Raw genomic sequence first — 25790 nt, 5'->3', positions numbered from 1 at the left:
GCGCCGCAGGCCGTTGGGTCAGGACGAAATCAGTTCTCGGTGTGCGTCGGCGGCAGCTTCGGCGAGTCCTGCACCTTGCCCGCGGCCTGCTCACCGGACTTGGCGTCCGGAACATCGACCTTCGCAGCGTCAGAGGTGTCGGTGGTGTCGTCGGTGGTGTCGTCGGTGGTGACCGCCTCGTCGGCGGCTTCGTCGATGCTGTTGTCGGTGTCGTCGTCAGGGATGACCCGGCCGATCGCGGCCTTGACCACCTGCACGAGGACACCGTCGGAGATCTCCAGCGTCACGTACTCGTCGTCGGTCTCCTCGACGATGCCGACCAGGCCGCTGGTGGTGATCACCTTGGTGCCCGGCTGCAGCGCGGCGACGGTCTCGGCCTGCCGCTGGCGCTGCTTCTTCTGCGTGCGGCTCATGAACCAGATCATTCCGACGATCAGGATCAGCGGAAGCAGCAGCGTGATGCCACCGCCACCCCCGGAGGAGGCCATCGGTACGGCGAGGAGTTGCATCGGGTCTCAGAATCCTTCGTCGGTCGGTGGTAAGCGGGCCCTGCACGAACGCGCAGGTCGCAGCGGACGACCTGGAGGTCAGGCCACCGGGGAGTCTAACCCTGAGTGTCAACAACTGCCTCATGACACCGGGTCACGTTTGAGTTACTCACCACGCACTGTTGCTGCACTGTTGCTGCGCTGTCGCTGCACTGCACCATCTCGCAGTGTCTACGCTTCAGCGCCCGTGGACGTTCCCGGACGGTGCGCTTGTCTTCAGTTGGGTACGGACGTCTCCCCGGCCGGTCAGTCCTCGTCGGTGTCGAAGAGCGTGTCCGCGAACGTCGCGCCCTTCGGTACCTTCAGGCCGATGTGCCGCCAGGCCGCGGGCGTGGCCACCCGGCCACGCGGCGTCCGCGCCAGGTAACCCGATCGGACCAGGAAAGGTTCCGCTACTTCCTCCACGGTCTCACGTTCCTCGCCGACCGCAACCGCCAGCGTCGACAGACCGACCGGTCCGCCGCCGAACCGGCGACACAACGCGTCCAGAACGGCCCGGTCGAGCCGGTCCAGACCCATCCTGTCGACCTCGTACAGATCGAGGGCGGCCTTGGACAGCGCGAGCGTGATGATGCCGTCCGCGCGAACCTCGGCGTAGTCGCGCACCCGGCGGAGCAGCCGGTTCGCGATCCGCGGCGTACCGCGGGACCGGGACGCGATCTCGCTCGCACCTTCCGGCGTGATGTCGACCTCGAGCAGGGTGGCCGACCGGTTCACGATCTTCTCCAGCTCGGCGGCGTCGTAGAACTCCAGGTGACCGGTGAAGCCGAACCGGTCCCGCAGCGGCCCCGGCAGCAGACCGGCCCGGGTGGTCGCACCGACCAGCGTGAACGGCGGGATCTCGAGCGGAATTGCGGTGGCGCCGGGACCCTTGCCGACGATCACGTCGACCCGGAAGTCCTCCATCGCCATGTAGAGCAGCTCTTCGGCCGGCCGCGACATCCGGTGGATCTCGTCCAGGAACAGCACCTCGCCCTCGCTGAGCCCGGACAGGATCGCGGCCAGGTCGCCGGCGTGCTGGATCGCCGGACCGCTGGTCACCCGCAGCGGTGCCGACAGTTCGCTGGCGATGATCATCGCGAGCGTGGTCTTGCCCAGGCCGGGCGGGCCGGAGAGCAGCACGTGGTCCGGGGCGCGGTTGCGGCCGCGGGCGGCGTGCAGCACCAGCTCGAGCTGCTCGCTGACCCGCCGCTGACCGCCGAACTCGGCCAGCGTGCGCGGCCGGAGCGCGGACTCGATCTTGCGCTCCTCCAGGTCGACCGCATCCGCGGAGACCAGCGGGCGAACGTTGTCTTCCATCTCTTACGCCTTGGAGAGCACGCGCAGCGCGGCACGCAGCAGGTCGGGGACGGACGGGTTCGGGTTGTCGGCGGCCAGCGGCGACACGGCGGTGACCGCGTCCTCGGCATCGCGCGCCGACCAGCCCAGGCCGACCAGGCCGGCGTGCACCTGCTCGCGCCAAGCCTCCTGCGTCTGCAGCGGCCGCCCGGTCACGGTCTTCGACGGTGCACCGATCTTGTCCTTGAGCTCCAGCACGATGCGCTGCGCACCCTTCTTGCCGATGCCCGGCACCTTCACGAGTACGGCGAGATCCTCGGTCGCGACCGCCTGCCGCAGTTGATCCGGGTTGAGCACCGCGAGCGCGGCCTGGGCGAGCTTCGGCCCGACGCCGGACGCGGTCTGCAGCAGCTCGAACAGGTTCTTCGCGTCGTCGTCGGCGAACCCGTACAACGTCAGCGAATCCTCGCGGACCACCATCGACGTCGAGATCCGGGCCTCCTGCCCCGGCCGGAGGCCGGCCAGCGTGCCCGGGTCGCAGTACACCTGCAGGCCCACTCCCCCGACCTCGACGACGGCGCTGTCCACACCGATGGCCGCCACCGGCCCACGCACAAAGGCGATCATCGCCAACCTCCAAGCCCGTTCATCTTCGTGCTCACTGCTTGCCTTGTTGAGCCGCGACCGCGGCCCGCAGTCTCGCCAGCTGCAGCCGCGACTGCGCCTGCGCGGCGGCCTCCAGGTGCGACCGGGTGGTGGCCGCCTGCTGCAGCTTGCTCGCCACCCCGCCGCGCCAGACCTGGCAGATCGCCAGCGCCAAGGCATCGGCGGCGTCCGCGGGGGTCGGCCGCTCGCTCAGCTTGAGGATCCGGGTCACCATCGTGGTCACCTGCTCCTTGTCCGCGCGCCCCGACCCGGTGACCGCGGCCTTCACCTCGCTCGGGGTGTGCAGTGCGACCGGCAGCCCGCGCCGGGCCGCGACCACCATCGCGACCCCGGACGCCTGCGCCGTCCCCATCACGGTCCGGACGTTGTGCTGAGCGAACACCCGCTCGACCGCGACCGCGTCCGGCTGGTGCCGGGCGATCCACTCGTCGAGCTCCTCCTCGATCCGCACCAGGCGCTTCGACACATCAAGGTCGGCCGGCGTCCGGATCACCCCGACGGCGACCAGCGCCGGCGGTTTCCCCGGGGTCCCCTCGACCACGCCGAGGCCGCACCGGGTCAGACCAGGGTCGACGCCGAGCACCCGCATGGACCACCTCCGAACGTTTGTTCGACAACCCTAAGCGGAGGCGTCCCGCGGACCGCAACCGACGCGCCGAACTCAGAAGTCGTCGAGCATGTACGCCGGCTGTCCACCGAACGCAGCGTCCAGCGCCGCATCGAGCTCGGGCACACCCCCGGACGCCAGTCCGGTGCCACGGAGCGTTGCGAACGGCGTACCGGCGTACAGCGCGGCCAGGCCCCGCGGGCCGAGCCGGACGGCTCCGTCGACGGGCTCGCTCGGCGTGAGTTCGGCGGATCCGTCATGGACCGACAGGTGCCAATCGCCGGTGTTCGCCGGGACGTCGGGGTCGTCGATGCGCAAATCCGCCTCGAGTACGGCGCTGTTCGCGAACCCGCGGGCCGCGAGCGCGGCCGGGGCGTCGACGAGGCGCAGCATCCACCGGGTCTGGTGGGCCTGCCTGGTGGCCTCGTGCTCGGCCAGGAAGTGGATCGGGTCGAACGGCGGGACGCACGCGCTGACCGTCTTCGCGATCGACGACCCCGAGCCCACGGTCGCCCAGAGCGCGCGGGTGGTCTCCTCCGAGCCCGCGACGAGTTCCTCGACGGCCAGGTTGCCGTCGGACCACCGGTAGACGACGAATCCGTCCTCGGCGACGTACGCGAAGTTGTTGTCGTCCTTCAGCCAGGATTCGACCTCCCGGCGCGGCCAGATCAGCGGGCCGTTCGTACGCCGCTGCTCGTTGACCTTCGAGGCGAGCTCGATGAACAAGTCCGCGTCGCCCGGTCCGGCTTTGCGGACCGCCGTACCGCCGCCGCCCAGGGTGCGCAGATCCGCGGCCTGGAAGGTGTACTCGTGCTTGCTGCCGGCGAACTCGTACCCAAGGTGCCGGTAGAGGACTGTCGTCGCGGGATACAGCGACGTCAACGGACAGCCCTTGTCGACACACCGCTGCAACACCGCGCGCATCAACAGGCTCCCGACCCCGCGGCCGCGGTACTCCGGCGCGACGACGACGCCGGCCACACCGCCGTTGCCCACGCGGCGTCCGCTCCACCACTGCTCGAACGGCCAGATCCGCGCCGCCGCGACCACCGTGTCACCGTCCTGGACGCCGAGGTAGCGCCCGTCGGCGATGAAGGTCCGCGCCGACTCTTTCCATTCCTCCTTGTCACCGCCCGGGCCGAACGACCGCGTCCGTACCTCGAACACGTCGTCCAACTGATCCTCGGCAACATCCACCACCCGCAGCTCGGTCACCCGCAGACCTTACGTCGCCGAGCCGCCGTCTCGCTGGGTACTTTCGTCGCCTGCCGGCTACTTCCTGTCCGTCACCCACAGGTGGATCGTGCCCGCGACGACGACCGTGCCGTCGTCGCGGGTCGCCCGGACCCGCACGGGTACGTCGGGGCCTGCGGTCCAGGCGGCCGGGTCGGTCTCGGCGGTACAAGTCAGGTCGGACGTCGACTTGGCGAGGTACGCGACCTCCATCCCCTTCGGCAGCCAGCGCTTGCCCGCCGGTACGGTCGCCTCCGCGAGCGCGCCCATCGCCGCCTCCAGACCGTTGCACACGGCAATCGCATGCACGGTCCCGATGTGATTCAGCACCGCCCGTCGCTTCGGCACGGTCAACGCCGCGAAGTTCGGACTCACCTGCACGAACCGCGGCCGCACCGACCGAAAGTACGGCGCCTTCCACGCGAACCCCTGGGAGAACACCCAGCCCCCACCCGGCACCCGCCGCAACCGCTCCCACAACCCCAGCACCTGACTCATCCCGCCATGTTACTTGCGAGTCACATCACCGGGAAGAGCGCACGAGCCGAGCGCTGCGCTTGACGTATTCCCATATGGGCATATGATCTACGCATGGCCCGGGCAGCGACGACGTCGGATGTGTTCAACGCGATCGCCGAGCCGCAGCGCCGGCAGATCCTGGTGCTGTTGCGGTCGGGTGAGCGTCCGGTGACCGAGCTCGCCGAGGAGCTCGGGATGACGCAGCCGGGCACGTCGAAGCATCTCCGGGTGCTCCGGGAGGTGGGCCTGGTGCGGGACCGCAAAGCCGGGAAGCAGCGGCTGTACGGCCTGGATGCCCGTGGGCTGCGGCCGGTGCACGAGTGGACCGGCGGATTCGAGCAGTTCTGGAACGAGAGCTTCGAGCGACTGGATGCCTACGTACAGGAGCTCAAACAGACCAGGGAGGAACAGCGGTGAGCGAAGTAGGAGTGACAGCCGATCGGGAGGTGGCCGTCTCCAGGATCGTGGACGCCCCGCGGGAACTGGTGTTCGAGGTGTTCACCGACGTCCGCCACCTGTCGCAGTGGTGGGGTCCGGAGGGGTTCAGCACCACGACGCGATCGTTCGAGTTCGGGGTCGGCGGGGTGTGGGACTTCACGATGCACGGGCCCGACGGGACGGACTACTCCGAGTGGATCCGCTGGACAGCCATCACGCCGCCGGAACGGATCGAATTGCTGCACGGTGAGTCGGCCGACGACCCGAACGCTTTCGAGTCGGTCCTGACGTTCGAGCCGGAGGGTACGGCGACGCGGGTCGAACTGCGGACCGTGTTCCCGACCCGCGAACTGCGCGATCAGGCGGTCGAGCAGTACCACGCCGTCGAGGGCGGGCGGCAGACGCTGGCCAAGCTGGCGACGTACGTGACCTCGTTGGGGGCTGAGGACTGATGGCAGGCACGGTGTTCTTCCACGTGACGATGTCGCTGGACGGGTTCATCGCGCCCGCGGAGGTGCCGGTCGAGGACATGTTCGGCCCTGAGAGAAAGCCCGACGATCCGGCCGTCCGGCGGTGGATGGCGCAGTGGGGCGAACTGCATCAGACGACCTTCCCGCAGCGATTCTTCCGGGAGAACCTGAAGCTCGGCGAGGGCGGTGCGGAGAACCGGGACAACGAGATCTCCCAGGCGACGTTCGAACGAACCGGTGCGAGCGTCATGGGCAAGCGGATGTTCGACGGCGGCGAGTTGGCGTGGCCGGAGGAGGCGCCGTTCCACACCCCGGTCTTCGTCGTCACCCACACCGAACGCGAACCGTGGGAGCGCCCCGGCGGTACGACCTTCCACTTCGTCAACGACGGCATCGAATCCGCCCTCAAGCAGGCCCGCGAGGCAGCCGGTGAGCGCGACGTCCGGATCGCCGGCGGCGCCACCACCATCCTCGAGTACCTCAACGCCGGCTTGATCGACGAGTTCACGATCACCGTCTCCCCCGTGCTCTTCGGCACCGGCACCCGCCTCTTCGACGAGGTGAACGCCGACCGCATCGCCTTGGAGCCCCGGGACACCGAGTTCACCGGCCGCGTCACCTATCTGACCTACGCGGTCCACGAACGCGAAGCCGGCTGAACGGCCAGGTATGCACAACCCCGCGACAGCCCGCCGTTGAGCCGCTCAACGGCGGGTTCTGCATACCTGGACGTCCGCGCCCCGGTGATTTAGACGATTCAAATCGACCTGGATAGACTCAGCCAGACGCTCCAGGAAGCCCCGGGGCGAAGGACAGACCGGCTGGGATGGGGGACGATGGCGACGCCCAGCATCAAAGAGGTTGCGCGGCAGGCCGGGGTGTCGGTGGGGACCGTGAGCAACTTCTTGAACCGGCCGTCCATCGTCGCGCCGGCGACCCGCAAGCGGGTGCAGGAGAGCATCGACGCGCTCGGCTTCGTGCGCAACGAGGCGGCCCGCCACCTCCGCGCCGGCAAGAGCCGGACGGTCGGGCTGGTCGTCCTCGACGTGACGAACCCGTTCTTCACCGACCTCGCCGAAGGCGCCGAGGCGCTCGCCTACGCCCATGACACCGTCGTGATGTTGTGCAACAGCAAGACCGACCCGGTGCGCGAGGGGCATCACCTCGACCAGCTCGAGCAGCAGCGCGTGATGGGCATCCTGATCACCCCGTTCGACAGCCGCGACCCGCGACTCACCGCGCTGGTCGACCGCGGTACGCCGGTCGTGCTCGTGGACCGTACGGCGGACCGCGGACTGTGCTCGGTGTCGGTCGACGACCAGCTCGGCGGACGTCTCGCCGGGAACCACCTGATCGAGGCCGGGCATCGCCGGATCGCCTTCATCGGTGGGCCGTTCACGATGCAACAGGTTGCCGACCGCAAGGAAGGCATCACCGCGGTCGTCGAGGAATCCGGCGAGGTCGACCTGCGGTTCTACGAGGTCGACGTGATGGGCGCGGTGCAGGGTCGCGCGGTCGGCGAGCGGATCGCCGCGCTGCCGGCGCGCTCGCGGCCGACCGCGGCGTTCCTGGCCAACGACCTGCTCGCACTGGGATTCCTGCAGGCGATGGCGGCGGCCGGGCTCCGGGTGCCGCGGGACATGGCGATCGTCGGGTACGACGACATCGACTTCGCGGGCGCTGCGGCCGTACCACTGTCGTCCGTGCGGCAGCCGGCCGAGCTGCTCGGGCGGACCGCGATGGAGCTGCTGCAGGAGGAAGTGGAGTCCGCGGAGCGGCACCGGCATCGCCAGGTGATCTTCCAGCCGGACCTGATCGTCCGCGACTCCAGCGACCACCAACGCCGCCGATGAGCGTGCTCTACGCGAACCCGCTCGCCTCCCCCGCCGACCTCGACGAATTCCGGCTCGAGGGCGACGGGGCGACGTCGTTCCCGCTGAACCGGCTGCGGCTGGAGAGCCTGAGACCCGCCGAGGACGGACAGGACGCGAACGTCGTGTTGTGGTGTCCCGAGGACTTCCCCGCGGACGTCACGGTCGAGTGGGACTTCTGGCCGCTCCGGGAGCCCGGTCTGTGCATCCTGTTCTTCCACGCGAAAGGCCGCAACGGCGAGGATCTGTTCGACTTGCCGCCGCGCACCGGTCCGTACGAGCAGTATCACCACGGGGACCTCGACACCTACCACGTCTCGTACTTCCGCAGGCGCTGGCCGGCCGAGCGGGCCTTCCACACCTGCAACCTGCGCAAGAGCTACGGGTTCCACCTGGTTGCGCAGGGCGCCGACCCGATCCCGGACGTCGCCGACGCCGATCCGCCGTACCACCTGCGGCTGACGGTGCACCGCGGCGAGATCACGTTCGCGATCAACGACCTGGTCAGTTTCTCCTGGTCCGACGAGAACCCGCTGCCCGGCGGCAAACTCGGCTTCCGCCAGATGGCGCCGTTGATCGGCGAGTACGCGAATCTGCGCGTGTCGCAGCCCTGAACTGCACCGAACCGTTCCCTTCCGCAGCCCCGTGACCAGGAAGCGACAAACGCTTTCCGAGGTCTTGACATTGAGACGATTCAACCATACGGTCACAACACTTTTCGCCCCGCACACAGGCAGGAACCGGCATGGACACAGGCTGGGCCGTCAAGCTGTACAGCTTCGCGGACGAGGTCCTTTGGGTGATCAAGCTGAACGCGTTGTGGATCCTCTTCACGCTGCTCGGCGGTGTCGCTCTGGGTATCGGCCCGGCGACGCTCGCAGCGTATTCGTTGGCCAGACGCAGGTCATCCGATGAATCGTTTCACGCCTTTCCCGCCTTCCAGGCGGCGTTCCGTCGCGAGTTCCGCCGCGGCACGCTGCTGGTTTTGCCCCTGCTCGCCGCCGCGATCGTTCTGATCGGCAACTACCTGTACTTCGCCGCGCTCGGAGCGGCACTCCCCCGGCTGGCCAGCCTGGTGGCGCTCGTCGCGCTCGGGCTGATCGCCGCCTACGCGTTCCCGATGGCCGTGCACTACGACCTCGGGATCCGGATGTTGTTGCCCAAGGCATCGTTGGTCGCGCTCGCGCGGCCGGCGTCGTCGCTGGTCCTGCTGTTCGTCGCGGTGACCATCGCCTTCGTGTCGGTCAAGTTCCCGGTGTTCGGGTTCGTACTGGCCGCCGGCGCCTGGATCCACCTCGACACCTGGCTGTGCCTGCGCTTCTTCGCCGAGAACGACGCGCGTCTGCACCCGAGTGGTCACTGAAAGGGAACCGATGAAGAACCTGTCCCGACGGCGCCTTGCCGTCGCCGCCGCACTGTCGGCGGCACTGCTCGCCGTCTCCGCCTGCTCCGGAGGTGGTGACGACTCCGGCGGCGAGGCGGCCGCCACGGAGCTGACGGTGATGGCACCGCTGTTCGGCACCGCGCCGGACCCGAACGGGGAACTGCAGCAGGCGGTCGAGAAACTGATCGGCAAGAAGCTGAAGGTCACCTGGGTGCCGAACGCGGAGTACGGCGACAAGTCCAACGTCACGCTCGCCTCGGACAAGATCCCGGACGTGATGGTGGTGAACGAGAAGGGCCCGTCGTTCGTGAAGGCGGCCGAGGCCGGCGCGTTCTGGGATCTGACCGGCAAGCTCGACAAGTACCCGAACCTCAAGCCGTCGAACGAGCAGACCGCGAAGAACAGCCAGACCAACGGCAAGACGTACGGGATCTACCGGGTCCGGCCGCTGCTGCGCTCCGGCATCGTGATCCGCAAGGACTGGCTGGCCAAGCTCGGGCTGAAGGAGCCGCAGAGCGTCGAGGATCTGTACGCGATCGCGAAGGCGTTCACCGAGCAGGACCCGGACGGCAACGGCAAGAAGGACACCTACGGGCTGATCATCCCGAAGTGGCCGGGCGGTTACGCCAGCGCGAGCCCGTACGACGTCGTCGAGACCTGGTTCGGCGCGCCGAACGGATGGGGTGAGCGCGACGGCAAGCTGGTGCCGGGCTTCGACACGCCGGAGTTCCTGCGGGCGAACGAGTGGTTGCGGAACTGGGTGCAGGAAGGCCTGGTGAACCCGGACTTCGCGACCCTCGACAGCGCGAACTGGAACGACCCGTTCGTGCAGGGCAAGGGCGGCATGATCATCGACGTGAACGTGCGGGCCACCCAGCTGCTGGACCTGTTCAAGGAGAAGAACCCGAAGGACTTCGACAAGGTCACGCTGGTCGGCAACCTGAAGGGCCCGGACGGCGAGAAGCACTCGTATCCGTTCACCGGCTACAACATGGTGATGGCGATCTCCAAGCAGCACGTGCGCACCGAGGAGCAGCTCGACGACGTGCTGAAGACGCTGGACAAGCTGCAGTCGAAGGAGGGCTCGATCCTGCTGACGAACGGGATCGAGGGCCGCAACTTCACGGTCGACGGCGAGTACGCGGTGCCGATCAACCAGGACGACCCGAAGGTGAAGGCGATCCAGAACGACGTCGACAAGGCCTTCATCCAGCTCGGCACCCGGGCGTCGGTCGGGCTCGGCGCGTACGCGCTGCGGCCGAACGACGAGGCCAGCCGGACGATGCGGGAGAAGTTCGATGTGCTGATGAACGAGGACCTGAAGACCGCGGTGTTCAACCCGGCGCTCAGCATCATCGCGCCGACCGCGGTGGCGAAGGGCCAGACGCTGGACACGATCATTCCGGACGCGCGGATCAAGTACCTGTCCGGAGCGATCACGCAGGAGCAGCTGAAGGCGCAGATCAAGCGCTGGTACGACAGTGGCGGTGCGGACATCGTCAAGGAGGTCAACGACCTGGCCGCCAAGGCCGGCGGCTGACGGGGCCGGGACGTCGATGGCCACCGACCTGGTGCCCGAGGTGGTACCGCCGGCCGCGGAGTCCCCGCGGCCGGCGGCCACCCGCAAGCGCACCCGCCGTACCCACAACCTGTGGCGGTACCGCTGGTTGTACCTGATGCTCGTGCCCGGTCTGGCGTACTTCGCGCTGTTCAAGTACCTGCCGATGTACGGGCTGACGATCGCGTTCAAGGACTACGTGCCGTTCCTCGGCTACTCGGGCAGCGAGTGGGTCGGACTGAAGCACTTCCAGGAGCTGTTCACCGGCCCGGACTTCGGCCGGCTGCTGTTCAACACGCTGCTGCTCGCGCTGCTCACGATCCTGTTCGTGTTCCCGGCACCGATCGTGGTGGCGCTGATGCTGAACGAGCTACGGATCAACGTGCTGAAACGGTCCGTGCAGTCCCTGGTCTACATCCCGCATTTCCTGTCCTGGACGATCGTTGCCTCGCTCACCTACCTGCTGTTCTCGGTGGACTTCGGCGTGATCGCGAACTGGATCCACGGGATCGTCGGCGGGCAGAAGACCGACTACGTCGCGCAGGCGGACTGGTTCCGGCCGCTGATCGTGCTGCAGCTGCTGTGGAAACAGACCGGGTGGGGCACGATCATCTACCTGGCGGCGCTGGCGGGTGTCGACTCGCAGCTGTACGAGGCGGCCCGGGTGGACGGCGCCGGGCGGTGGCGGCAGTTCTGGCACATCACGCTGCCGGCGATCCGGCCGACGATCGTGGTGATGGCGATCCTGACGTCGGGCAACCTGCTGGACTCCGGGTTCGAGCAGATCTGGCTGATGACCACCTCGCTCAACCGGGACGTCGCCGACGTGTTCGACACGTTCGTCTACTACATCGGCATCACCCAGGGGTCGTTCAGCTACGCGACCGCGGTCGGCCTGTTCAAGGGGATCGTCGGCGTGCTGCTGATCTTCGGCTCGAATTTCCTGGCCAAGCGGCTCGGCCAGCGCGGGCTCTTCTGAGTCGCGGGGAAAGGACTGCTCATGAAACAACGCGTCAAGTACTACGACTCGGTCGGCAGCCGCGTCTTCGACGTGCTCAACGTCGTGCTGCTGACCGCGCTGGCGCTGATCACGGTGCTGCCGCTGCTCTACGTGCTAGCCGGATCGTTCGCGACCGAGTCCGAGATCAGTTCGCGGCCGTTCTTCCTGTGGCCGGAGAAGTTCGTCACCGACACCTACCACTACATCTTCTCGACCGATACGTTCGTCCGCGCGTTGCTGACCACGGTCGCGGTGACCGCGGTCGGCACCCTGGTCCAGCTGGTGCTGACCTTGACCATGGCGTATCCGCTGGCGAAGCGGTTCCTTCCGGGGCGGGCGCTGGTGCTGAACCTGGTGATCTTCACGCTGGTGTTCAGCGGCGGCATGATCCCGACGTACCTCGTCGTCCGTGACCTCGGACTGCTGGACAGCTACTGGGCATTGATCCTGCCGCTGGCGATCAACCCGTTCTACCTGATCGTGGTGAAGAGCTTCTTCCAGGAGCTGCCCGAGGCGCTCGAGGAGGCGGCCCGGATCGACGGTTGCAACGAGCTGAACGTGTTCCTGCGGATCGTGCTGCCGTTGTCGAAGCCGATCATCGCCACGTTCTCGCTGTTCTACGCGGTCGGGATATGGAACGACTACATGTCGCCGCTGCTCTACATCGACGACAGCAAGAAGTGGACGCTGCAGATGATCGTCCGGCAGCTGACCGCCGCGAACGCGGACTCGGCGAACGTGCTGCAGCAACTGGAGACGGTCACGTTTCCCGAGCAGGGCCTGAAGTTCGCGGTCGTGGTGGTGGCGACGCTGCCGATCCTGCTCTTCTACCCGTTCCTGCAGAAGCACTTCGCCAAGGGTGTCCTGATCGGGTCGGTGAAGGAATGACGACACTGCAGTGGCTGGAAACTCCTTGTGCGCAAGGCGTCACCTGGGGTGTTCCGTGGCCGCGTGGCACGGTTGCCGAGGGCACCCGGTTCGCGCTGGCCGACGGTACGCCGGTGCAGAGCTGGACGACCGCGACATGGCCGGACGGTTCGGTCAAGTGGTCTGCGCACGCCATCGGGCCGTCCGGGCAGCCCGAATCGTCGTACGAGCTCGTGGTCGGTGAGCCTGCCACGCCGGAGCAACCGGTGCTGGTCGAGCAGGCCGCCGGTGTGGTGCGAGTGTCGACCGGACCGGTCACGTGGGTGCTCCGCGCGCCCAGACTGGTCGCCGAGATCTCGTACGACGGTCAGGAGGTGGTACGGGACGTCCGCCTGGTGAGTCTGCGCCAGAACGCTCCCGACGACGACCTCGGCGTACGGCGAGAGCAGACGACCGCTGAGGTCGAACGCATCACCGTTGAACAGGACGGCCCGGTGCGGGCGGTTGTGAAGCTGGAGGGCAGACACGGCGACTGGCTGCCGTTCTCGGTACGCCTCTACTTCTACGCCGGCGCGACGGATGTGCGGGTCGTTCACAGCTTTGTCTGGGACGGCGACCCGGACCGGGACTTCCTCGCCGGCCTGGGACTCAGCGCGGACGTGGTGATGCGCGACGAGTCCCACAACCGCCACATCCGGCTGGCCGGTCCGTCCGGCTTCCTCACCGAGGCAGTCCGCGGCCTGACCGGTCTACGGCGCAATCCGGGTGCGGAGGTACGGCGTACGCAGGTGGCCGGCGGCGTGGTCGAGGAGATCCCGAATCACGAGGTGGCCGACCGCCTGCACCTGATCCCGCAGTGGAACGACTACACGCTCGACCAGACCAGCGCGGACGGCTTCACCCTGCGGAAGCGCACCGGCCAGGGTCAGGGGTGGATCACGATCCCGTCCGGCACCAGAGCGCCTGGCTACGGGTACGTCGGCGGTGTGAGCGGCGGGCTGGGCTTCGGACTGCGTGACTTCTGGAAACTCCACCCGACGCGTCTGGACATCCGCAACGCGGCCACCGACCTCGCGACCGCCACGGTGTGGATGTGGTCACCCAGTGCGCCGGCTATGGACGTCCGCTACTGGCACGACGGCATGGATCAGGACACGTACGCCGAACAGCTCGAAGGACTCGAGATCACCTACGAGGACTACGAGCCCGGATTCGGCAACGCGCACGGCATCGCCCGGACTCATGAGCTGACGCTGCGCGTCTACGACAGCACGCCATCGTCAGACGAGCTGTCGGAGCACGTAGCCTTGCTGAATTCCCCCGGTCTGCTCACGGTGGCGCCAGCGCGTTTGCTGGAGGCGGGGGTGTTCGGCACCTGGAGTCTGCCCACTGCGGACCATCAGGACGTCGAGGCGCGGCTGAACTTCCTGTTCCAGTACTACGTCGGGCAACGCGAGCAGCGGCGCTGGTACGGGTTCTGGGACTACGGCGACGTCATGCACACCTACGACGGCGACCGGCACACGTGGCGGTACGACGTGGGCGGGTACGCCTGGGACAACTCGGAGCTCTCCCCCGACCTGTGGCTCTGGTACCAATACCTGCGGACCGGGCGGGCCGATGTGTTCCGCTTCGCCGAGTCGATGACCAGGCACACCGGCGAGGTCGACGTACATCACCTGGGGCGCTGGAAGGGTCTGGGATCACGGCACAACGTGCAGCACTGGGGCTGCAGCTGCAAGCAGGTACGGATCTCCAGTGCGATCTACCGGCGCTTCTACTACTACCTGACCGCTGACGAGCGCACAGGTGACCTGATGGACGAGTTGGCGTCCATCGAGGACGCGTTCCTCGCTGTGGACCCACAGCGCAAGGTGCGCCCGGACGTCTACACGCCGGACCCCCATGCGCTGTCCATCGAGCTCGGCGTGGACTGGGGTGCCTTGGCTGCGGCGTGGCTGACGCGCTGGGAGCGCCACGGCGACGAGCGTGCCCGTTCGCGCCTGGTCGGCACCATGTCCGACATCGCCGCGCTGCACTACGGCTTCCTGACCGGCAACGCACGTCTCGACCTGACCACGGGGCGGTTCGACACGAGCCGCCGGCAGATCGCGGTCTCGCATCTCTCGTCGCTGTTCGGGCTGCCGGAGATCTGCTCCGAGCTGATCGACCTGGACCTCGACGTACCGGGGTTCGAGAAGGCATGGCTCGACTACTGCCGGCTGTACCTGCTGTCGCCCGAGGAGCAGACCGCTGCGGTCGGTCAGCCGCTGCAGGGCATCTCACTGGTCCAGGCGCACAGCCGACTGGCCGCGTACGCCGCCGCGCGGACCGGCGACTCCGAACTGGCCCGGCTGGCGTGGCGGAAGTTCTTCGTCGACGAAGGCGACCAGCTGAACCGCAACGCGATGCAGCGCGCGGCCGAGTGGCGCACCACCGCGGTCGACGGTGCACTGATGCCCGTCGACGAGGCCGCGTTCATCAGTACCAACGGCGCGTCGCAGTACGCGCTGGCAGCGATTCAGAACCTCGCATTGATCCCCGAACACCGTCCTGACATTCGTACGTAACAGCGGAAATGACAGAGGTGGAGCAGCATGGAGGTCTCCCGACGTACTGTCCTCGCAGGTATGGCCGCCGTACCTGCGGTGTCCCTGCTCGACAGCATTGAGAACGCCCCGGCAGCCGCGGCCGCCGAACCCCCTGAGGTGAAGCTGACCTGGCTCGAAGGCAAGCCCACCACCGCAGCCGTCACAACGTGGGGCACGCCGTGGCCGAAAGGCACCGTACCGGCGAACCAGTCGTTCGCGCTCAAGGCCGCGGACGGCGCCGACGTACCGCTGCAGAGCTGGCCGACCGCCTACTGGCCGGACGGTTCGCTCAAGTGGAGCGCGCACGCGATCGCGGTGGACGCGCCGGCCGAGTCGTACACGCTCGGGCCCGGTACGGCGACCGCGCCGCCGCGGCCGGTCACGGTCAAGAACGAGAAGATGTACGTCGACGTGGACACCGGAGTGATCCGCGCCCGGATCCGCAAGAGCGGGCCGGAGGTCGTCAGCCAGATCTGGCGCGGTGACGTGCTGATCGCGCACAAGGGTGTGCTGGTCAACCTGAAGCAAGACAAGATCGCCGACGACGAGGAAGGCGGCGCGGTCCGCGAGCGGTACGTCAGCGACATCCAGAAGATCACCGTCGAGCAGGCCGGTCCGGTGCGTGCGGTGGTGAAGGTGGACGGTCGGCACAAGTCCCGCAAGGGCCGCACCTGGTTGCCGTTCTCGATCCGGCTGTACTTCGTGGCCGGTGCGGAGAACGTGCGGATGGTGCACACGTTCGTCTACGACCGCGACGGGCAGAAGGACTACATCGCGGGGCTCGGCGTGCGGTTCGCGGTGCCGATGCGCGACGCGACGTACGACCGGCATGTCCGCTTCGTCGGTGCGGACCACGGGATGCTGACCGAGGCGGTCAAGGGCATCACCGGTCTGCGCCGCGATCCGGGCGCCGCCGTCCGGGCGGCCCAGGTGGCCGGGACCAAGCTGCCGGATCCGTCGACGTGGGACCAGCGCGTGACGACACGGCTGCAGTGGATTCCGGAGTGGGGCGACTACTCGCTCAGCCAGCTGACCGCGGACGGGTTCACGGTGCGCAAGCGGACCAAGAAGGGCCGCGGCTGGGTCGCCGTCGACCAGGGCAAGCGTGCGTCCGGTCTCGGGTACGTCGGCGGTGTCAGCGGCGGCTTCGCCTTCGGACTGCGGGACTTCTGGCAGCGGCATCCCACGCAGCTCGACATCCGGAACGCTGCCACCGACGAGGCCGAGGTGACGGTCTGGCTGTGGTCACCGGAGGCCGGTGCGATGGACACGCGGTTCTACCACGACGGCATGGGCCAGGACACCTACCCGGAGCAACTGGACGCCCTCGAGATCACGTACGAGGACTACGAGCCCGGCTTCGGGACGCCGTACGGCATCGCCCGGACGTCCGAGCTGACCTTCTGGGCGCTGGATGCGACACCGTCGGCCGAGCGGCTGGGCGACCTGGCCGACCAGGTACGGACACCACCGCAGCTGATCAACCCGGTTGACCATCTGGTGAGCACCCGGGTGTTCGGCGCCCTGTTCAGCCCGGTGGACCGGTCCGTACCCGCCAAGAACGCGATCGAGGACCACCTGGACTTCCTGTTCGACTACTACCGCGGACAGGTCGAGTCGCGGCACTGGTACGGGTTCTGGGACTACGGCGACATCATGCACACCTTCGACGAGGACCGGCAGGTGTGGCGGTACGACGTCGGCGGCTACGCGTGGGACAACTCGGAGCTGTCACCGGACCTGTGGCTCTGGTACGCGTTCCTGCGCTCCGGGCGGTCCGACATCTTCCGGTTCGCCGAGGCGATGACACGGCACACCGGCGAGGTCGACGTCTACCATCTCGGGCAGTGGGCCGGTCTGGGCACGCGGCACGGCGTACAGCACTGGGCGGACAGCGCGAAACAGCAGCGGATCAGTACGGCGGCGTACCGGCGGTTCTACTACTACCTGACTGCCGACGAGCGGACGGGCGACCTGCTGTCCGAGCTGGTCGACTCCGACCAGACGTTCCTCGTGCTGGATCCGCTGCGGAAGATCCGCACCGAGCCGTACGAGCCCGACCCGCATGCGCTGTCCATCGGGCTCGGGACGGACTGGAGCGGTCTGGCGGCCGCCTGGCTGACCGAGTGGGAGCGGCGGGGGCCGAAGGCGGACGTGGCGAAGGCCAAGCTGCTCGGGACGATGGAGACGATCGGTGCGATGCCGAACGGCTTCGTTACCGGCAGCGGGCTGTACGACCTGGACACCGGCCGTTTCGCACCGGTGACCGAGAAGTTGGTCAGCGTGTCGCACCTGAGCGCCATGTTCGGCCAGGTGGAGGTCTGCGCCGAGCTCATCGACCTGGTGGACATGCCCGCGTTCGAGGCGGCGTGGCTGCAGTACTGCCGCCTGTACAACGCCAGCCGCGCCGAGCAGACGGCGGAGTGCGGTGCCCACTTCGGCAACCTGATCCTGCGTCAGGGCCATGCGCGCCTCACGGCGTACGCCGCTGTCCGGCTGGACCGCGACGACCTGGCGACCCGCGCCTGGCAGGAGTTCTACACCGGTGACGGCTACGGCCCGAACCTGCCATGGACGGCCGAGGACGTCGACAGCACCCTCAACCCGACCAAGGCCGCGAAGTGGGTCTCGACCAACACCACGGCGCTCTACGGACTCTCCGCGATCCAGACGCTCGCACTGGCCGGCGACCGGATCACCAATCCGTGAGGCGCTGATCGCAACCTTTCGGCGTTCCCAGGCATCTATGTCTTCAAGTGCACTGCAGAGTGCCCAAAGAGGGGGAAAGATGCTGAAACGTCGTACGGCCGCCGGGGCGATGGCGGGTGTGCTGGTTGTCCTCGTCACCGGTTGCCAGGGTTCTTCGGACCCGGCAGCCGGTGACGCCGCGCTCGGCAGCACGCCGGCGCCCAGCTCGCCTGCCGCAGCGTCCAGCACGCCGCCGAGCACACCCGCGACGAGCCCTGCGACGTCGCAGCCGAGCGGTATCGCCGGGTTGCCCGCCGCGGCGATCCTCACCAAGACCCAAACCGCGGCGAAGACCGCGGCCAGCGTCCGGATGAAGGGCGCCCTGACGGACGAGGGCGACCGGATGGTGCTGGACGTCCAGCTCACCCGGAGCGGCGGCCAGGGCACGATGAGCATCAACGGGGCCGGATTCTCGGTGATCGTGCTGGGCCGGACGGCCTATCTGAAGATCAGCGAGAAGTTCTGGCGCGCGCAGATCCCGAAGAAGTCCGAGGCGGATGCCGCGATCGCCGCGGTCGGCGGGCGGTGGATCAAGACCTCACTGGACGACAAGGACCTCGGCGATCTCGCGGCTTTCGCGAGCAAGCCACAGTTCTTCGACACGCTGTTCGAGCCGAGCGGCACGCCGAAGAAGACCGCGCCGCGCACTGTCGGCGGCGTGAACGCCGTGGGTCTCACCGAGCCCGACGGCACGCTGTGGGTCGACGCTGCAACGGCGCTCCCGCTCCGGCTGGAGTCGGGCAAGGACGCGCTGACCTTCAGCCAGTACAACAAGGTGAGCCCGCCGAAGGCCCCGCCGGCCGCCCAGGTGATCGACGGCAAGACATTGGGCATGTGATGCGGCGCTGCCCGGGCCGCGAGGCCCGGGCAGGTGCTGCTCATGCGGCGCGGCTCAGGCGTTCGCGGCTTCCATGATCTCGTCGGAGACGTCGAAGTTCGCGTAGACGTTCTGGACGTCGTCGCTGTCCTCGAGGGCGTCGATCAGCCGGAAGATCTTGCCGGCACCGTCGGCGTCCAGCTCCACCGTCATGGACGGGACGAACTGCACCTCGGCCGACTCGTAGTCGATGCCGGCGTCCTGGAGCGCGGTCCGGGCCGGGACCAGGTCGGTCGCCTCGGTGATGACCTCCCAGGACTCACCGAGGTCGTTGACCTCCTCGGCACCCGCCTCGAGCACAGCCTCCATCACGTCGTCCTCGGACAGCGTGCGGCCTTCCTGGTCCTTCGCGACCACGATCACGCCCTTGCGGTTGAACAGGTACGCGACCGAGTTCGGGTCGGCGAGCGAGCCGCCGTTGCGCGACATCGCGGTCCGGACGTCCGCGGCCGCCCGGTTCCGGTTGTCGGTGAGGCACTCGACCAGCATCGCCACGCCGTTCGGGCCGTAGCCCTCGTACATGATCGTCTGGTACTCCGCGCCGCCGGCCTCGGCACCCGAGCCACGCTTGACCGCGCGGTCGATGTTGTCGTTCGGGACCGAGGACTTCTTCGCCTTCTGGATGGCGTCGTACAGGGTCGGGTTCCCGGCCGGGTCGCCACCGCCCATCCGGGCGGCCACCTCGATGTTCTTGATCAGCTTCGCGAAGAGCTTGCCGCGCTTCGCGTCGATGACGGCCTTCTTGTGCTTCGTGGTGGCCCACTTGGAGTGGCCTGACATGGCAAACCCAACCCTTCTACCGCTGCAACTGACTCAGAGGCTGCGGACCAGCTCGGCGAAGTAGCCGTGCAGCCTGGCGTCCCCGGTCATCTCCGGATGGAACGACGTGGCCAGCAGCCGGTCGTGGCGAACCGCGACGATCCTACCCGCGGCCGGGCCCGTCCTCACTGTCGAGAGTACCTCCACCCCCTGTCCGACGCGTTCCACCCACGGTGCGCGGATGAACACCGCGTGGTACGGCGTGTCGAAATCGGGGCCGAGCGTCGGGAAATCCAGGTCCGCCTCGAACGAGTCCACCTGCCGCCCGAAGGCGTTCCGCCGGACGGTCACGTCGAGGCCGCCGAGCGTCTCCTGGCCCTCGATCCCGCCGGTGATCTCGTTCGCCAGCATGATCATCCCGGCGCAGGTGCCGAACACCGGCATCCCCTCCGCGATCCGCTTCTGCAGCGGCTCGAACAGCTCGAACGCGCGGGCCAGCTTGTCCATCGTGGTCGACTCGCCGCCCGGCAGCACCATCGCGTCGACCCGGGCCAGCTCCTCGGGCCGCCGTACCGGCACCGCCTCGACACCGACCTGCTGCAGCATCGCGACGTGCTCCCGCACGTTGCCCTGCAGGGCGAAGACACCAATCGTGCTCACAGGTGGACTCTCCGTTGCCAGCTCAGGATGACTTCAATTCGGCCTTCGTCGAAGGTCGCGGGCAGGCCGTTGGCTCGCAGCAGGGCGAGAACGTCCTCCAGCAGCGGCTCCCCCGGCGCGACGTTGGCGGTGTCGGGATGCCAGAGCTTCAGCTCGAGCATCCCGAAGTCGACCGCGTGCCACACGTCGGTGTCGGTGAAGAACACCAGACCGGTCGGCTGCTCGGCGACCTCCAGCACCTCCCGGGCAGCGTGATGGTCCGACGTGTACCTGACCACGACCAGCCCGCGCCGCTCGAGCTCCGCGAGTACGGCGTCCAAGCGGTCCGGGTCCGTGACCTCCGGCCAGGTGGCCGCGTCCTTGTTCAGATCGACCACTGCCTCGCCGATCAGCAGCGGGACCAGCGCGGCCGGGTCCATGGCCGGCGCGTCCTCCGATACGGCCTCGGTCAGCGCGGCGGTGATCGTGGCGTGGTCGGCGTACCCGGACCGCACCAGCACCCGCGCCAGGCCGCGCAGCTCCCGGGCGGTGCGCTCGTCGACCGCCTGCAGTCCTTCGCTCACGCCTGCAGTCACCAACCGCGCTCGGCGAGGCGGTGCGGCTGCGGGATCTCGTCGACGTTGATGCCGACCATGGCCTCACCGAGGCCACGGGAGACCTTGGCGATCACGTCGGGGTCGTCGTAGAAGGTGGTCGCCTTGACGATCGCCTCGGCGCGCTGAGCCGGGTTGCCGGACTTGAAGATGCCGGAGCCGACGAACACGCCCTCGGCGCCGAGCTGCATCATCATCGCGGCGTCGGCCGGGGTGGCGATCCCGCCGGCGGTGAACAGGACGACCGGCAGCTTGCCGAGCGTGGCGACCTCCTTGACCAGCTCGTACGGCGCCTGCAGCTCCTTCGCGGCGACGTACAGCTCGTCGTCCGGGAGGTTCTGCAGCCGGCGGATCTCCTGGCGGATCTGACGCATGTGCGTGGTCGCGTTCGAGACGTCACCGGTGCCGGCCTCACCCTTGGAGCGGATCATCGCCGCCCCCTCGGTGATCCGGCGCAGCGCCTCGCCCAGGTTGGTCGCGCCGCACACGAACGGCACCGTGAACTGCCACTTGTCGATGTGGTTGGCGTAGTCGGCCGGGGTGAGCACCTCGGACTCGTCGATGTAGTCGACCCCGAGAGCCTGCAGGACCTGCGCCTCGACGAAGTGACCGATCCGGGCCTTGGCCATCACCGGGATCGAGACCGCCTCGATGATGCCGTCGATCATGTCCGGGTCGCTCATCCGGGAGACGCCGCCCTGGGCGCGGATGTCGGCCGGGACACGCTCCAGCGCCATCACCGCGACCGCGCCGGCGTCTTCGGCGATCTTGGCCTGCTCCGGCGTGACGACGTCCATGATCACGCCGCCCTTGAGCATCTCGGCCATGCCGCGCTTCACCTTCGCGGTACCGGTCTGCGGGGTCTCGTTCGGGGTCACTTCCTGGGTCACTGCTTCCTCCTGAGGCTGGGGGCTCACCGACCAGATTAGGAGGTCCGACGCGTGCACCATCAGTCCACTGATGATCAAGTGGACTGAAGCACCTCGCCGAGCCGGGACACTACCAGCCGGAGTGTGGCGGGCGGCGCGGTGAACGGGATCCGGATGTGCCGTCGATCGGTGGCGTCCGGCGTGAACAAGTCACCGGCGCCCAGCAGCAGACCCTGTTCACGTGCAGCGTCCAGGACCCGGCGCGCGCGAGTCTCGGTCAGCTCGAGCCACAGCGTCATACCACCCGTCGGCGTCGGCCACGCCACGCCGTCGAGTGTGCGCAGTCCGGCCTCCAGGGCGTTCAGGTTGGCGCGCAGGCGGGTCCTGCGGCGTCCGATCACCTTGTCGAGCTTCGGAATGATGGCCTGAGCCAGCAGGTCGTCCAGTGCGCTCGGCGACGCCACGCTGAGCTGTGCGGCCGTGTTGATGCGCCGCCGCAGCTGCTTGCCGGTCCGTACCCAGCCGACCCGCAGACCTCCCCACACCGTCTTGGACAGCGACCCGACGCTCACCGTGCGCGGGTAGCGGCTCAGCGGCTCGGCCTGCTTTCCACTCGCCAGCCACAGCGGCCGCATGGTCTCGTCGCTGATCAGCGCCGCGTCGTACCGCCGTGCGATCTCGACCACGGCCTGGCGCCGGTCAGCGGGCAGGCTCAACCCGGTCGGGTTGTGGTTGTCGGCCTGCAGGTAGATGACTTTCGGTCGGTGCCTCCTGCACAGGTGAGCGAGCTGGTCGGTGTCCCAGACGCCTGCGGGCCAGCCGGCGACGTCCAGACGATGTTTGCGGAGCAGATCGAAGGCTGCCGGGTACGTCGGGGTTTCGGTGATCGCTACGCCCGGCCCGAGATCCAGTCCGGCCAGTGCGGCGTTCAGACCGGCCGCTGCGCCGACGGTGAGGGTCAGCTGGTCCGGCTCGGTCGGCACACCCTCTGCGGTGAGACGCTCGGCCAGGGCGGCCCGCAACTCGTGCGAACCGCCGGGTGGCGGACCGTCGCCACCCATTGCCTGCGGCAGACCGTCCTGGACGATCTGGGCAGCTGCCTCGGCTACGTCGTGCGGGGCAGCTGTGGTGGCGAAGCGCAGGTCCAGTACAGGCCGGTCGCCGGGTGTGACTGTGGACGCAGGAGCGACAGGGTCGAGCAGACGGTCCAGCGGTCGCACTACGGTGCCGGAGCCACGCCTGGTCTCCAGTACGCCGTCGCGGCGCAGGTTCTCCAGGGCGCGGACCACTGTCACGCGGCTCACGCCCAGGCGCTCCGCCAGTACCCGCTCGGACGGCAGTCGCGACCCGATCGACAGATCACCCCGCTCGATCCGCCGCAGCACCAGCCCCTCGACCTGCTCGGTCTTGGTCCCGTCCGCCCCGTCCAGATCCCCCGACCGCCACATAAGTCCAGTCTCCCACAACTGGCCTCACGCCCCCTCGCCCCGCCCATCACGCCCACCACGCCCCGCCGTACCCCCGCTCCCGGGAAAGGCCGACTTTGTGCACCAGATCCGTATTTTCGCGTCCGGAAAGTACGGATCTGGTGCACAGAGTGGCGTCCGGGAGGCCGGGTGTCGGTGGCGGGTGTGAGGATTCGGGGTGTGGACGTGCGGTGGCTGATTGCTCCGGAGGAGGGCGGCGGGGCGTCGCTTGCGCCGCTGCGACCGGACGGGCGGCCCGCGGGCGACGTACTGCATGAGCCCGATCTGGTCGCGTCGGTGGCGTCGCGCCCGCAGGTGACGCGGTGGGTGTGGCGTTCGTCATCGGAGATCTACCCGCGGTTGCTGGCCGCCGGCGTCCGGGTGGAGCGCTGCTACGACATCGAGAACACCGAAGGTCTCCTGCTCGGCCACGAAGGGCGGCTCGGCGAGCCACGGTCCGCTGCCGCCGCGTGGGCCCGCTTGGCCGGTCGCCCGGTACCGGCCGATCCGCCGTTGCGCGCCGCCGTACCGGGCGAGCAGTCGTCGCTGTTCGAGATCGCGGCCGAGCCGGTGCCGTTCGAGGCCTTGCTCCAGGTGTACGCCGATCAACTCCGGCGGCATGACCTGGCCGAGTACCCGGACCGCATCCGGTTGCTCACGGCATCGGAATCGTCCGCGATGCTGGTCGCGGCGGAGATGGACCTCGCCGGGCTGCCGTGGAGCGGGGACGCGCATCGCCGACTGCTGACCGAGCTGCTCGGCGACCGGTTCGGCGGTACGGGCGAACCGCGACGGCTGACCGAGCTCGCGGACGAGATCTCCGCGGCGTTCGGGCACCGCGTGCGGCCCGAGCTGCCGGCCGACGTACTGAAGGCGTTCAAGCAGGCCGGGTTCCAGGTGAAGTCGACCCGCAGGTGGGAGCTCGAGCATCTCGACCATCCGGCCGTCGCGCCGCTGCTCGAGTACAAGAAGCTCTACCGGATCTACACCGCGAACGGCTGGAGCTGGCTCAACGACTGGGTGCACGACGGGCGCTTCCGGCCTGGCTTCCTGCCCGGCGGCACGGTGTCCGGGCGGTGGGTCACCAACGGTGGCGGCGGGCTGCAGATCCCGAAGGTGATCCGCCGCGCGGTGGTCGCCGACCCCGGGTGGCGGCTGGTGGTCGCGGACGCGTCGCAGCTCGAGCCGCGGGTGCTCGCGGCGATCTCCCGCGACCCGGCGCTGATGGCGGTGGCGGCCGATCCGGGCGACCTGTACAAGGCAGTCTCGGACCAGGCGTTCTCCGGCGACCGCGCGCAGGCGAAGGTCGCCGTACTGGGTGCGATCTACGGGCAGACGTCGGGCGACGGGCTGAAGAACCTCGCGATGCTCCGCAAACGATTCCCGCAGGCGGTCGCGTACGTCGACGACGCGGCGCGGGCCGGTGAGGAAGGGCGACTGGTCCGCACGTACCTCGGCCGCACCTGCCCGCCGAGCGGCCACCCGCTGGACGACGCCATGCTCGAAGGTCCGCCCGCCGACCTCCCCACCACCGATCCCCGGCATGCCCGGGCGCGCGGGCGGTTCACGCGCAACTTCGTTGTACAGGGCAGCGCGGCCGATTGGGCGCTGCTCCTCCTCGCCGCACTGCGGCAGTCACTGGCGCCGCTGAAGGCCGAGCTCGTCTTCTTCCAACACGACGAGGTCATCGTCCACTGCCCCGCGGAGGAGGCCGAGCAGGTCACCCACGCCATCCAGCAGGCCAGCGACCTCGCCGGCACCCTGACGTTCGGCGCCACCCCCACCAACTTCGCCTTCACCACCGCCACGGTCCAGACCTACGCCGACGCGAAGTGAAGCCTGGGCCGGACGTCAGTCCTCGAGTTCGATGGTGGTGGGTAAGGGGGCTCGGCCGGCGAGGTGGAGCCAGGTGACCAGGCGGCGGTCGCGGAGGGTCCTGGCGGAGACGACGACGTCATTGTGGAAACGGCGGGCGAGTTGGACGCGGCGCATCGCCAGCGCCAGTTCGCCGGCCCAGGGTTCGACCTCGGTGCCGGTCGCGTGGATGGCACGGGTGAGGGCGGATTCGGCCTGTTCGCGGACCTCCATCGGTTCCAGCGAGGCGGCGCGGGCGCGGTGAGCTGCGTCCAGAAGCAGCAGCGCGGAAGCCGGGTCGAGGACATCGCTACCGGCCAGCTCCGCGACCAGGGCGGACCGGCGCGCCAGTTCGGTCTCCAGGGAGGCGCGCGCCAACTCCACCCGCCGGTGCAGCCGGTCCAGCCGCCCCGCCGTCCAACTCGCGTAGGCCCCGAGCGCCAGCAACACCACCCCCACGACCAACAGCACCCACAACACATCCACACCCCCACCCAACCGCACCCCCGCCGCCAATCCCAACCCCCGCTCCCGGCACTCGCCGCACACCACAACCAACCGGGTCTTCCGACAGATGTGTGGGTTGGCTTCTGCACGAGGGGAGATGGTCGCGGGCCGACGGGTGAGGGATGGCTGGGGCGATGGTGTTTGCCCGCGGGTGATCGAGGTGGGGGTGATCGCGGCGTGGGGGTGATCGCGGCGCGGGGGTGATCGCGGCGTGGGGGTGATCGCGGCGCGGGGGTGATCGCGGCGTGGGGGTGATCGGGGCGTGGGGGTGATCGGGGGCGCGCGGGTGCTCGCGGCGTGGGGGTGTTGGAGCCGCATCTGTGGAGGGTTTTCCCGCGTATGGCGGTCAAAAGCCTCCAGTGTCGTGCGGAAAACTCTCCTAGATGATTGATGCACGGCCTGGTCTGGATTCGGTGGTCGTGGTGAT

25 protein-coding genes are annotated in these 25790 nt (G+C 68.6%); 13 read left to right on the top strand and 12 right to left on the bottom strand.

All coding sequences use genetic code 11. From position 1 onward, the window contains the following. Positions 1–29 precede the first annotated feature (29 nt). The 6 genes from yajC to AB0B82_RS11675 all read right to left on the bottom strand — a co-directional run bounded on the left by yajC (position 30) and on the right by AB0B82_RS11675 (position 4830). Positions 30–509 (bottom strand): preprotein translocase subunit YajC, encoded by a 480-nt coding sequence (yajC, locus tag AB0B82_RS11700; RefSeq protein WP_360165423.1) that lies wholly within the window; start codon positions 507–509, stop codon positions 30–32. A 285-nt stretch (positions 510–794) separates the two neighbouring features. Beyond that, positions 795–1847, bottom strand: a complete 1053-nt coding sequence (gene ruvB, locus AB0B82_RS11695; RefSeq protein ID WP_360165420.1) for a Holliday junction branch migration DNA helicase RuvB — start codon at positions 1845–1847, stop codon at positions 795–797. A 3-nt stretch (positions 1848–1850) separates the two neighbouring features. Then, complete coding sequence (gene ruvA, locus AB0B82_RS11690; protein ID WP_360165417.1) at positions 1851–2453, bottom strand: Holliday junction branch migration protein RuvA; 603 nt, start codon at positions 2451–2453, stop codon at positions 1851–1853. Positions 2454–2484: 31 nt separating this feature from the next. Further along, positions 2485–3081 carry a crossover junction endodeoxyribonuclease RuvC gene (ruvC, locus tag AB0B82_RS11685; RefSeq protein ID WP_360165414.1) on the bottom strand — a complete coding sequence of 199 codons (597 nt, stop codon included), beginning with the start codon at positions 3079–3081 and terminating at the stop codon, positions 2485–2487. A 72-nt stretch (positions 3082–3153) separates the two neighbouring features. After that, a complete protein-coding gene (locus AB0B82_RS11680; RefSeq protein ID WP_360165412.1) occupies positions 3154–4314 on the bottom strand; it encodes a GNAT family N-acetyltransferase in 1161 nt (386 codons plus the stop codon). Positions 4315–4371: 57 nt separating this feature from the next. Next, positions 4372–4830 carry a hotdog fold domain-containing protein gene (locus AB0B82_RS11675; protein ID WP_360165410.1) on the bottom strand — a complete coding sequence of 153 codons (459 nt, stop codon included), beginning with the start codon at positions 4828–4830 and terminating at the stop codon, positions 4372–4374. Between the two features lie 93 nt (positions 4831–4923). Here AB0B82_RS11675 and AB0B82_RS11670 point away from each other — a divergent pair, with 93 nt between their 5' ends. From AB0B82_RS11670 to AB0B82_RS11615, 12 genes are all read left to right on the top strand, one after another. Beyond that, positions 4924–5268 carry a metalloregulator ArsR/SmtB family transcription factor gene (locus AB0B82_RS11670; RefSeq protein WP_360165407.1) on the top strand — a complete coding sequence of 115 codons (345 nt, stop codon included), beginning with the start codon at positions 4924–4926 and terminating at the stop codon, positions 5266–5268. Further along, positions 5265–5741 (top strand): SRPBCC family protein, encoded by a 477-nt coding sequence (locus tag AB0B82_RS11665; protein WP_360165404.1) that lies wholly within the window; start codon positions 5265–5267, stop codon positions 5739–5741. The genes AB0B82_RS11670 and AB0B82_RS11665 overlap by 4 nt, the downstream gene beginning before the upstream one ends. Next, the gene (locus AB0B82_RS11660; RefSeq protein WP_360165401.1) at positions 5741–6418 is read left to right on the top strand and encodes a dihydrofolate reductase family protein; all 678 of its coding nucleotides are present in this window, start codon (positions 5741–5743) and stop codon (positions 6416–6418) included. The genes AB0B82_RS11665 and AB0B82_RS11660 overlap by 1 nt, the downstream gene beginning before the upstream one ends. Before the next feature lie 177 nt (positions 6419–6595). After that, the gene (locus tag AB0B82_RS11655) at positions 6596–7612 is read left to right on the top strand and encodes a LacI family DNA-binding transcriptional regulator (RefSeq protein ID WP_360165398.1); all 1017 of its coding nucleotides are present in this window, start codon (positions 6596–6598) and stop codon (positions 7610–7612) included. Beyond that, a complete protein-coding gene (locus tag AB0B82_RS11650) occupies positions 7609–8244 on the top strand; it encodes a DUF1961 family protein (RefSeq protein ID WP_360165395.1) in 636 nt (211 codons plus the stop codon). Before AB0B82_RS11655 ends, AB0B82_RS11650 begins: the two co-directional genes overlap by 4 nt. A gap of 131 nt (positions 8245–8375) precedes the next feature. Continuing rightward, complete coding sequence (locus AB0B82_RS11645; RefSeq protein WP_360165392.1) at positions 8376–8993, top strand: DUF624 domain-containing protein; 618 nt, start codon at positions 8376–8378, stop codon at positions 8991–8993. A 10-nt stretch (positions 8994–9003) separates the two neighbouring features. Then, a complete protein-coding gene (locus tag AB0B82_RS11640) occupies positions 9004–10554 on the top strand; it encodes an extracellular solute-binding protein (protein ID WP_360165389.1) in 1551 nt (516 codons plus the stop codon). 16 nt (positions 10555–10570) lie between these two features. Next, on the top strand, positions 10571–11551 hold the full coding sequence (locus AB0B82_RS11635; protein ID WP_360165386.1) for an ABC transporter permease subunit: 981 nt from the start codon (positions 10571–10573) through the stop codon (positions 11549–11551). 21 nt (positions 11552–11572) lie between these two features. Beyond that, the gene (locus AB0B82_RS11630; protein ID WP_360165384.1) at positions 11573–12460 is read left to right on the top strand and encodes a carbohydrate ABC transporter permease; all 888 of its coding nucleotides are present in this window, start codon (positions 11573–11575) and stop codon (positions 12458–12460) included. Continuing rightward, positions 12457–15009 (top strand): Tat pathway signal sequence domain protein, encoded by a 2553-nt coding sequence (locus AB0B82_RS11625; protein WP_360165381.1) that lies wholly within the window; start codon positions 12457–12459, stop codon positions 15007–15009. The genes AB0B82_RS11630 and AB0B82_RS11625 overlap by 4 nt, the downstream gene beginning before the upstream one ends. Before the next feature lie 27 nt (positions 15010–15036). Continuing rightward, complete coding sequence (locus AB0B82_RS11620) at positions 15037–17739, top strand: Tat pathway signal sequence domain protein (RefSeq protein ID WP_360165378.1); 2703 nt, start codon at positions 15037–15039, stop codon at positions 17737–17739. A gap of 79 nt (positions 17740–17818) precedes the next feature. After that, the gene (locus AB0B82_RS11615; protein ID WP_360165375.1) at positions 17819–18616 is read left to right on the top strand and encodes a hypothetical protein; all 798 of its coding nucleotides are present in this window, start codon (positions 17819–17821) and stop codon (positions 18614–18616) included. Between the two features lie 54 nt (positions 18617–18670). On the opposite strand, the gene AB0B82_RS11610 is transcribed toward AB0B82_RS11615, so the two are convergent. The 5 genes from AB0B82_RS11610 to AB0B82_RS11590 form a co-directional block, all read right to left on the bottom strand. After that, complete coding sequence (locus AB0B82_RS11610) at positions 18671–19435, bottom strand: YebC/PmpR family DNA-binding transcriptional regulator (RefSeq protein WP_360165372.1); 765 nt, start codon at positions 19433–19435, stop codon at positions 18671–18673. Between the two features lie 33 nt (positions 19436–19468). Then, positions 19469–20074, bottom strand: a complete 606-nt coding sequence (gene pdxT, locus AB0B82_RS11605) for a pyridoxal 5'-phosphate synthase glutaminase subunit PdxT (protein ID WP_360165369.1) — start codon at positions 20072–20074, stop codon at positions 19469–19471. Then, on the bottom strand, positions 20071–20637 hold the full coding sequence (locus AB0B82_RS11600; protein WP_360165366.1) for a hypothetical protein: 567 nt from the start codon (positions 20635–20637) through the stop codon (positions 20071–20073). Before AB0B82_RS11600 ends, pdxT begins: the two co-directional genes overlap by 4 nt. A gap of 8 nt (positions 20638–20645) precedes the next feature. After that, positions 20646–21545 (bottom strand): pyridoxal 5'-phosphate synthase lyase subunit PdxS, encoded by a 900-nt coding sequence (gene pdxS / locus AB0B82_RS11595; RefSeq protein WP_360165496.1) that lies wholly within the window; start codon positions 21543–21545, stop codon positions 20646–20648. Positions 21546–21631: 86 nt separating this feature from the next. Continuing rightward, positions 21632–22984 carry a PLP-dependent aminotransferase family protein gene (locus AB0B82_RS11590; RefSeq protein WP_360165363.1) on the bottom strand — a complete coding sequence of 451 codons (1353 nt, stop codon included), beginning with the start codon at positions 22982–22984 and terminating at the stop codon, positions 21632–21634. A 198-nt stretch (positions 22985–23182) separates the two neighbouring features. On the opposite strand from AB0B82_RS11590, the gene AB0B82_RS11585 reads away from it, so the two are divergent. Next, a complete protein-coding gene (locus tag AB0B82_RS11585; RefSeq protein WP_360165360.1) occupies positions 23183–24838 on the top strand; it encodes a bifunctional 3'-5' exonuclease/DNA polymerase in 1656 nt (551 codons plus the stop codon). A 15-nt stretch (positions 24839–24853) separates the two neighbouring features. Here the strand turns inward: AB0B82_RS11585 and AB0B82_RS11580 are convergent, their stop codons facing one another. Next, positions 24854–25327, bottom strand: coding sequence for a hypothetical protein (locus tag AB0B82_RS11580; RefSeq protein WP_360165357.1), 474 nt, complete (start codon positions 25325–25327; stop codon positions 24854–24856). Positions 25328–25790 lie beyond the last annotated feature (463 nt).

It is taken from the genome of Kribbella sp. NPDC048915 (assembly GCF_040649595.1).
Lineage (GTDB): Bacteria > Actinomycetota > Actinomycetes > Propionibacteriales > Kribbellaceae > Kribbella.
This window is presented reverse-complemented; position numbering and strand designations above follow the sequence as displayed.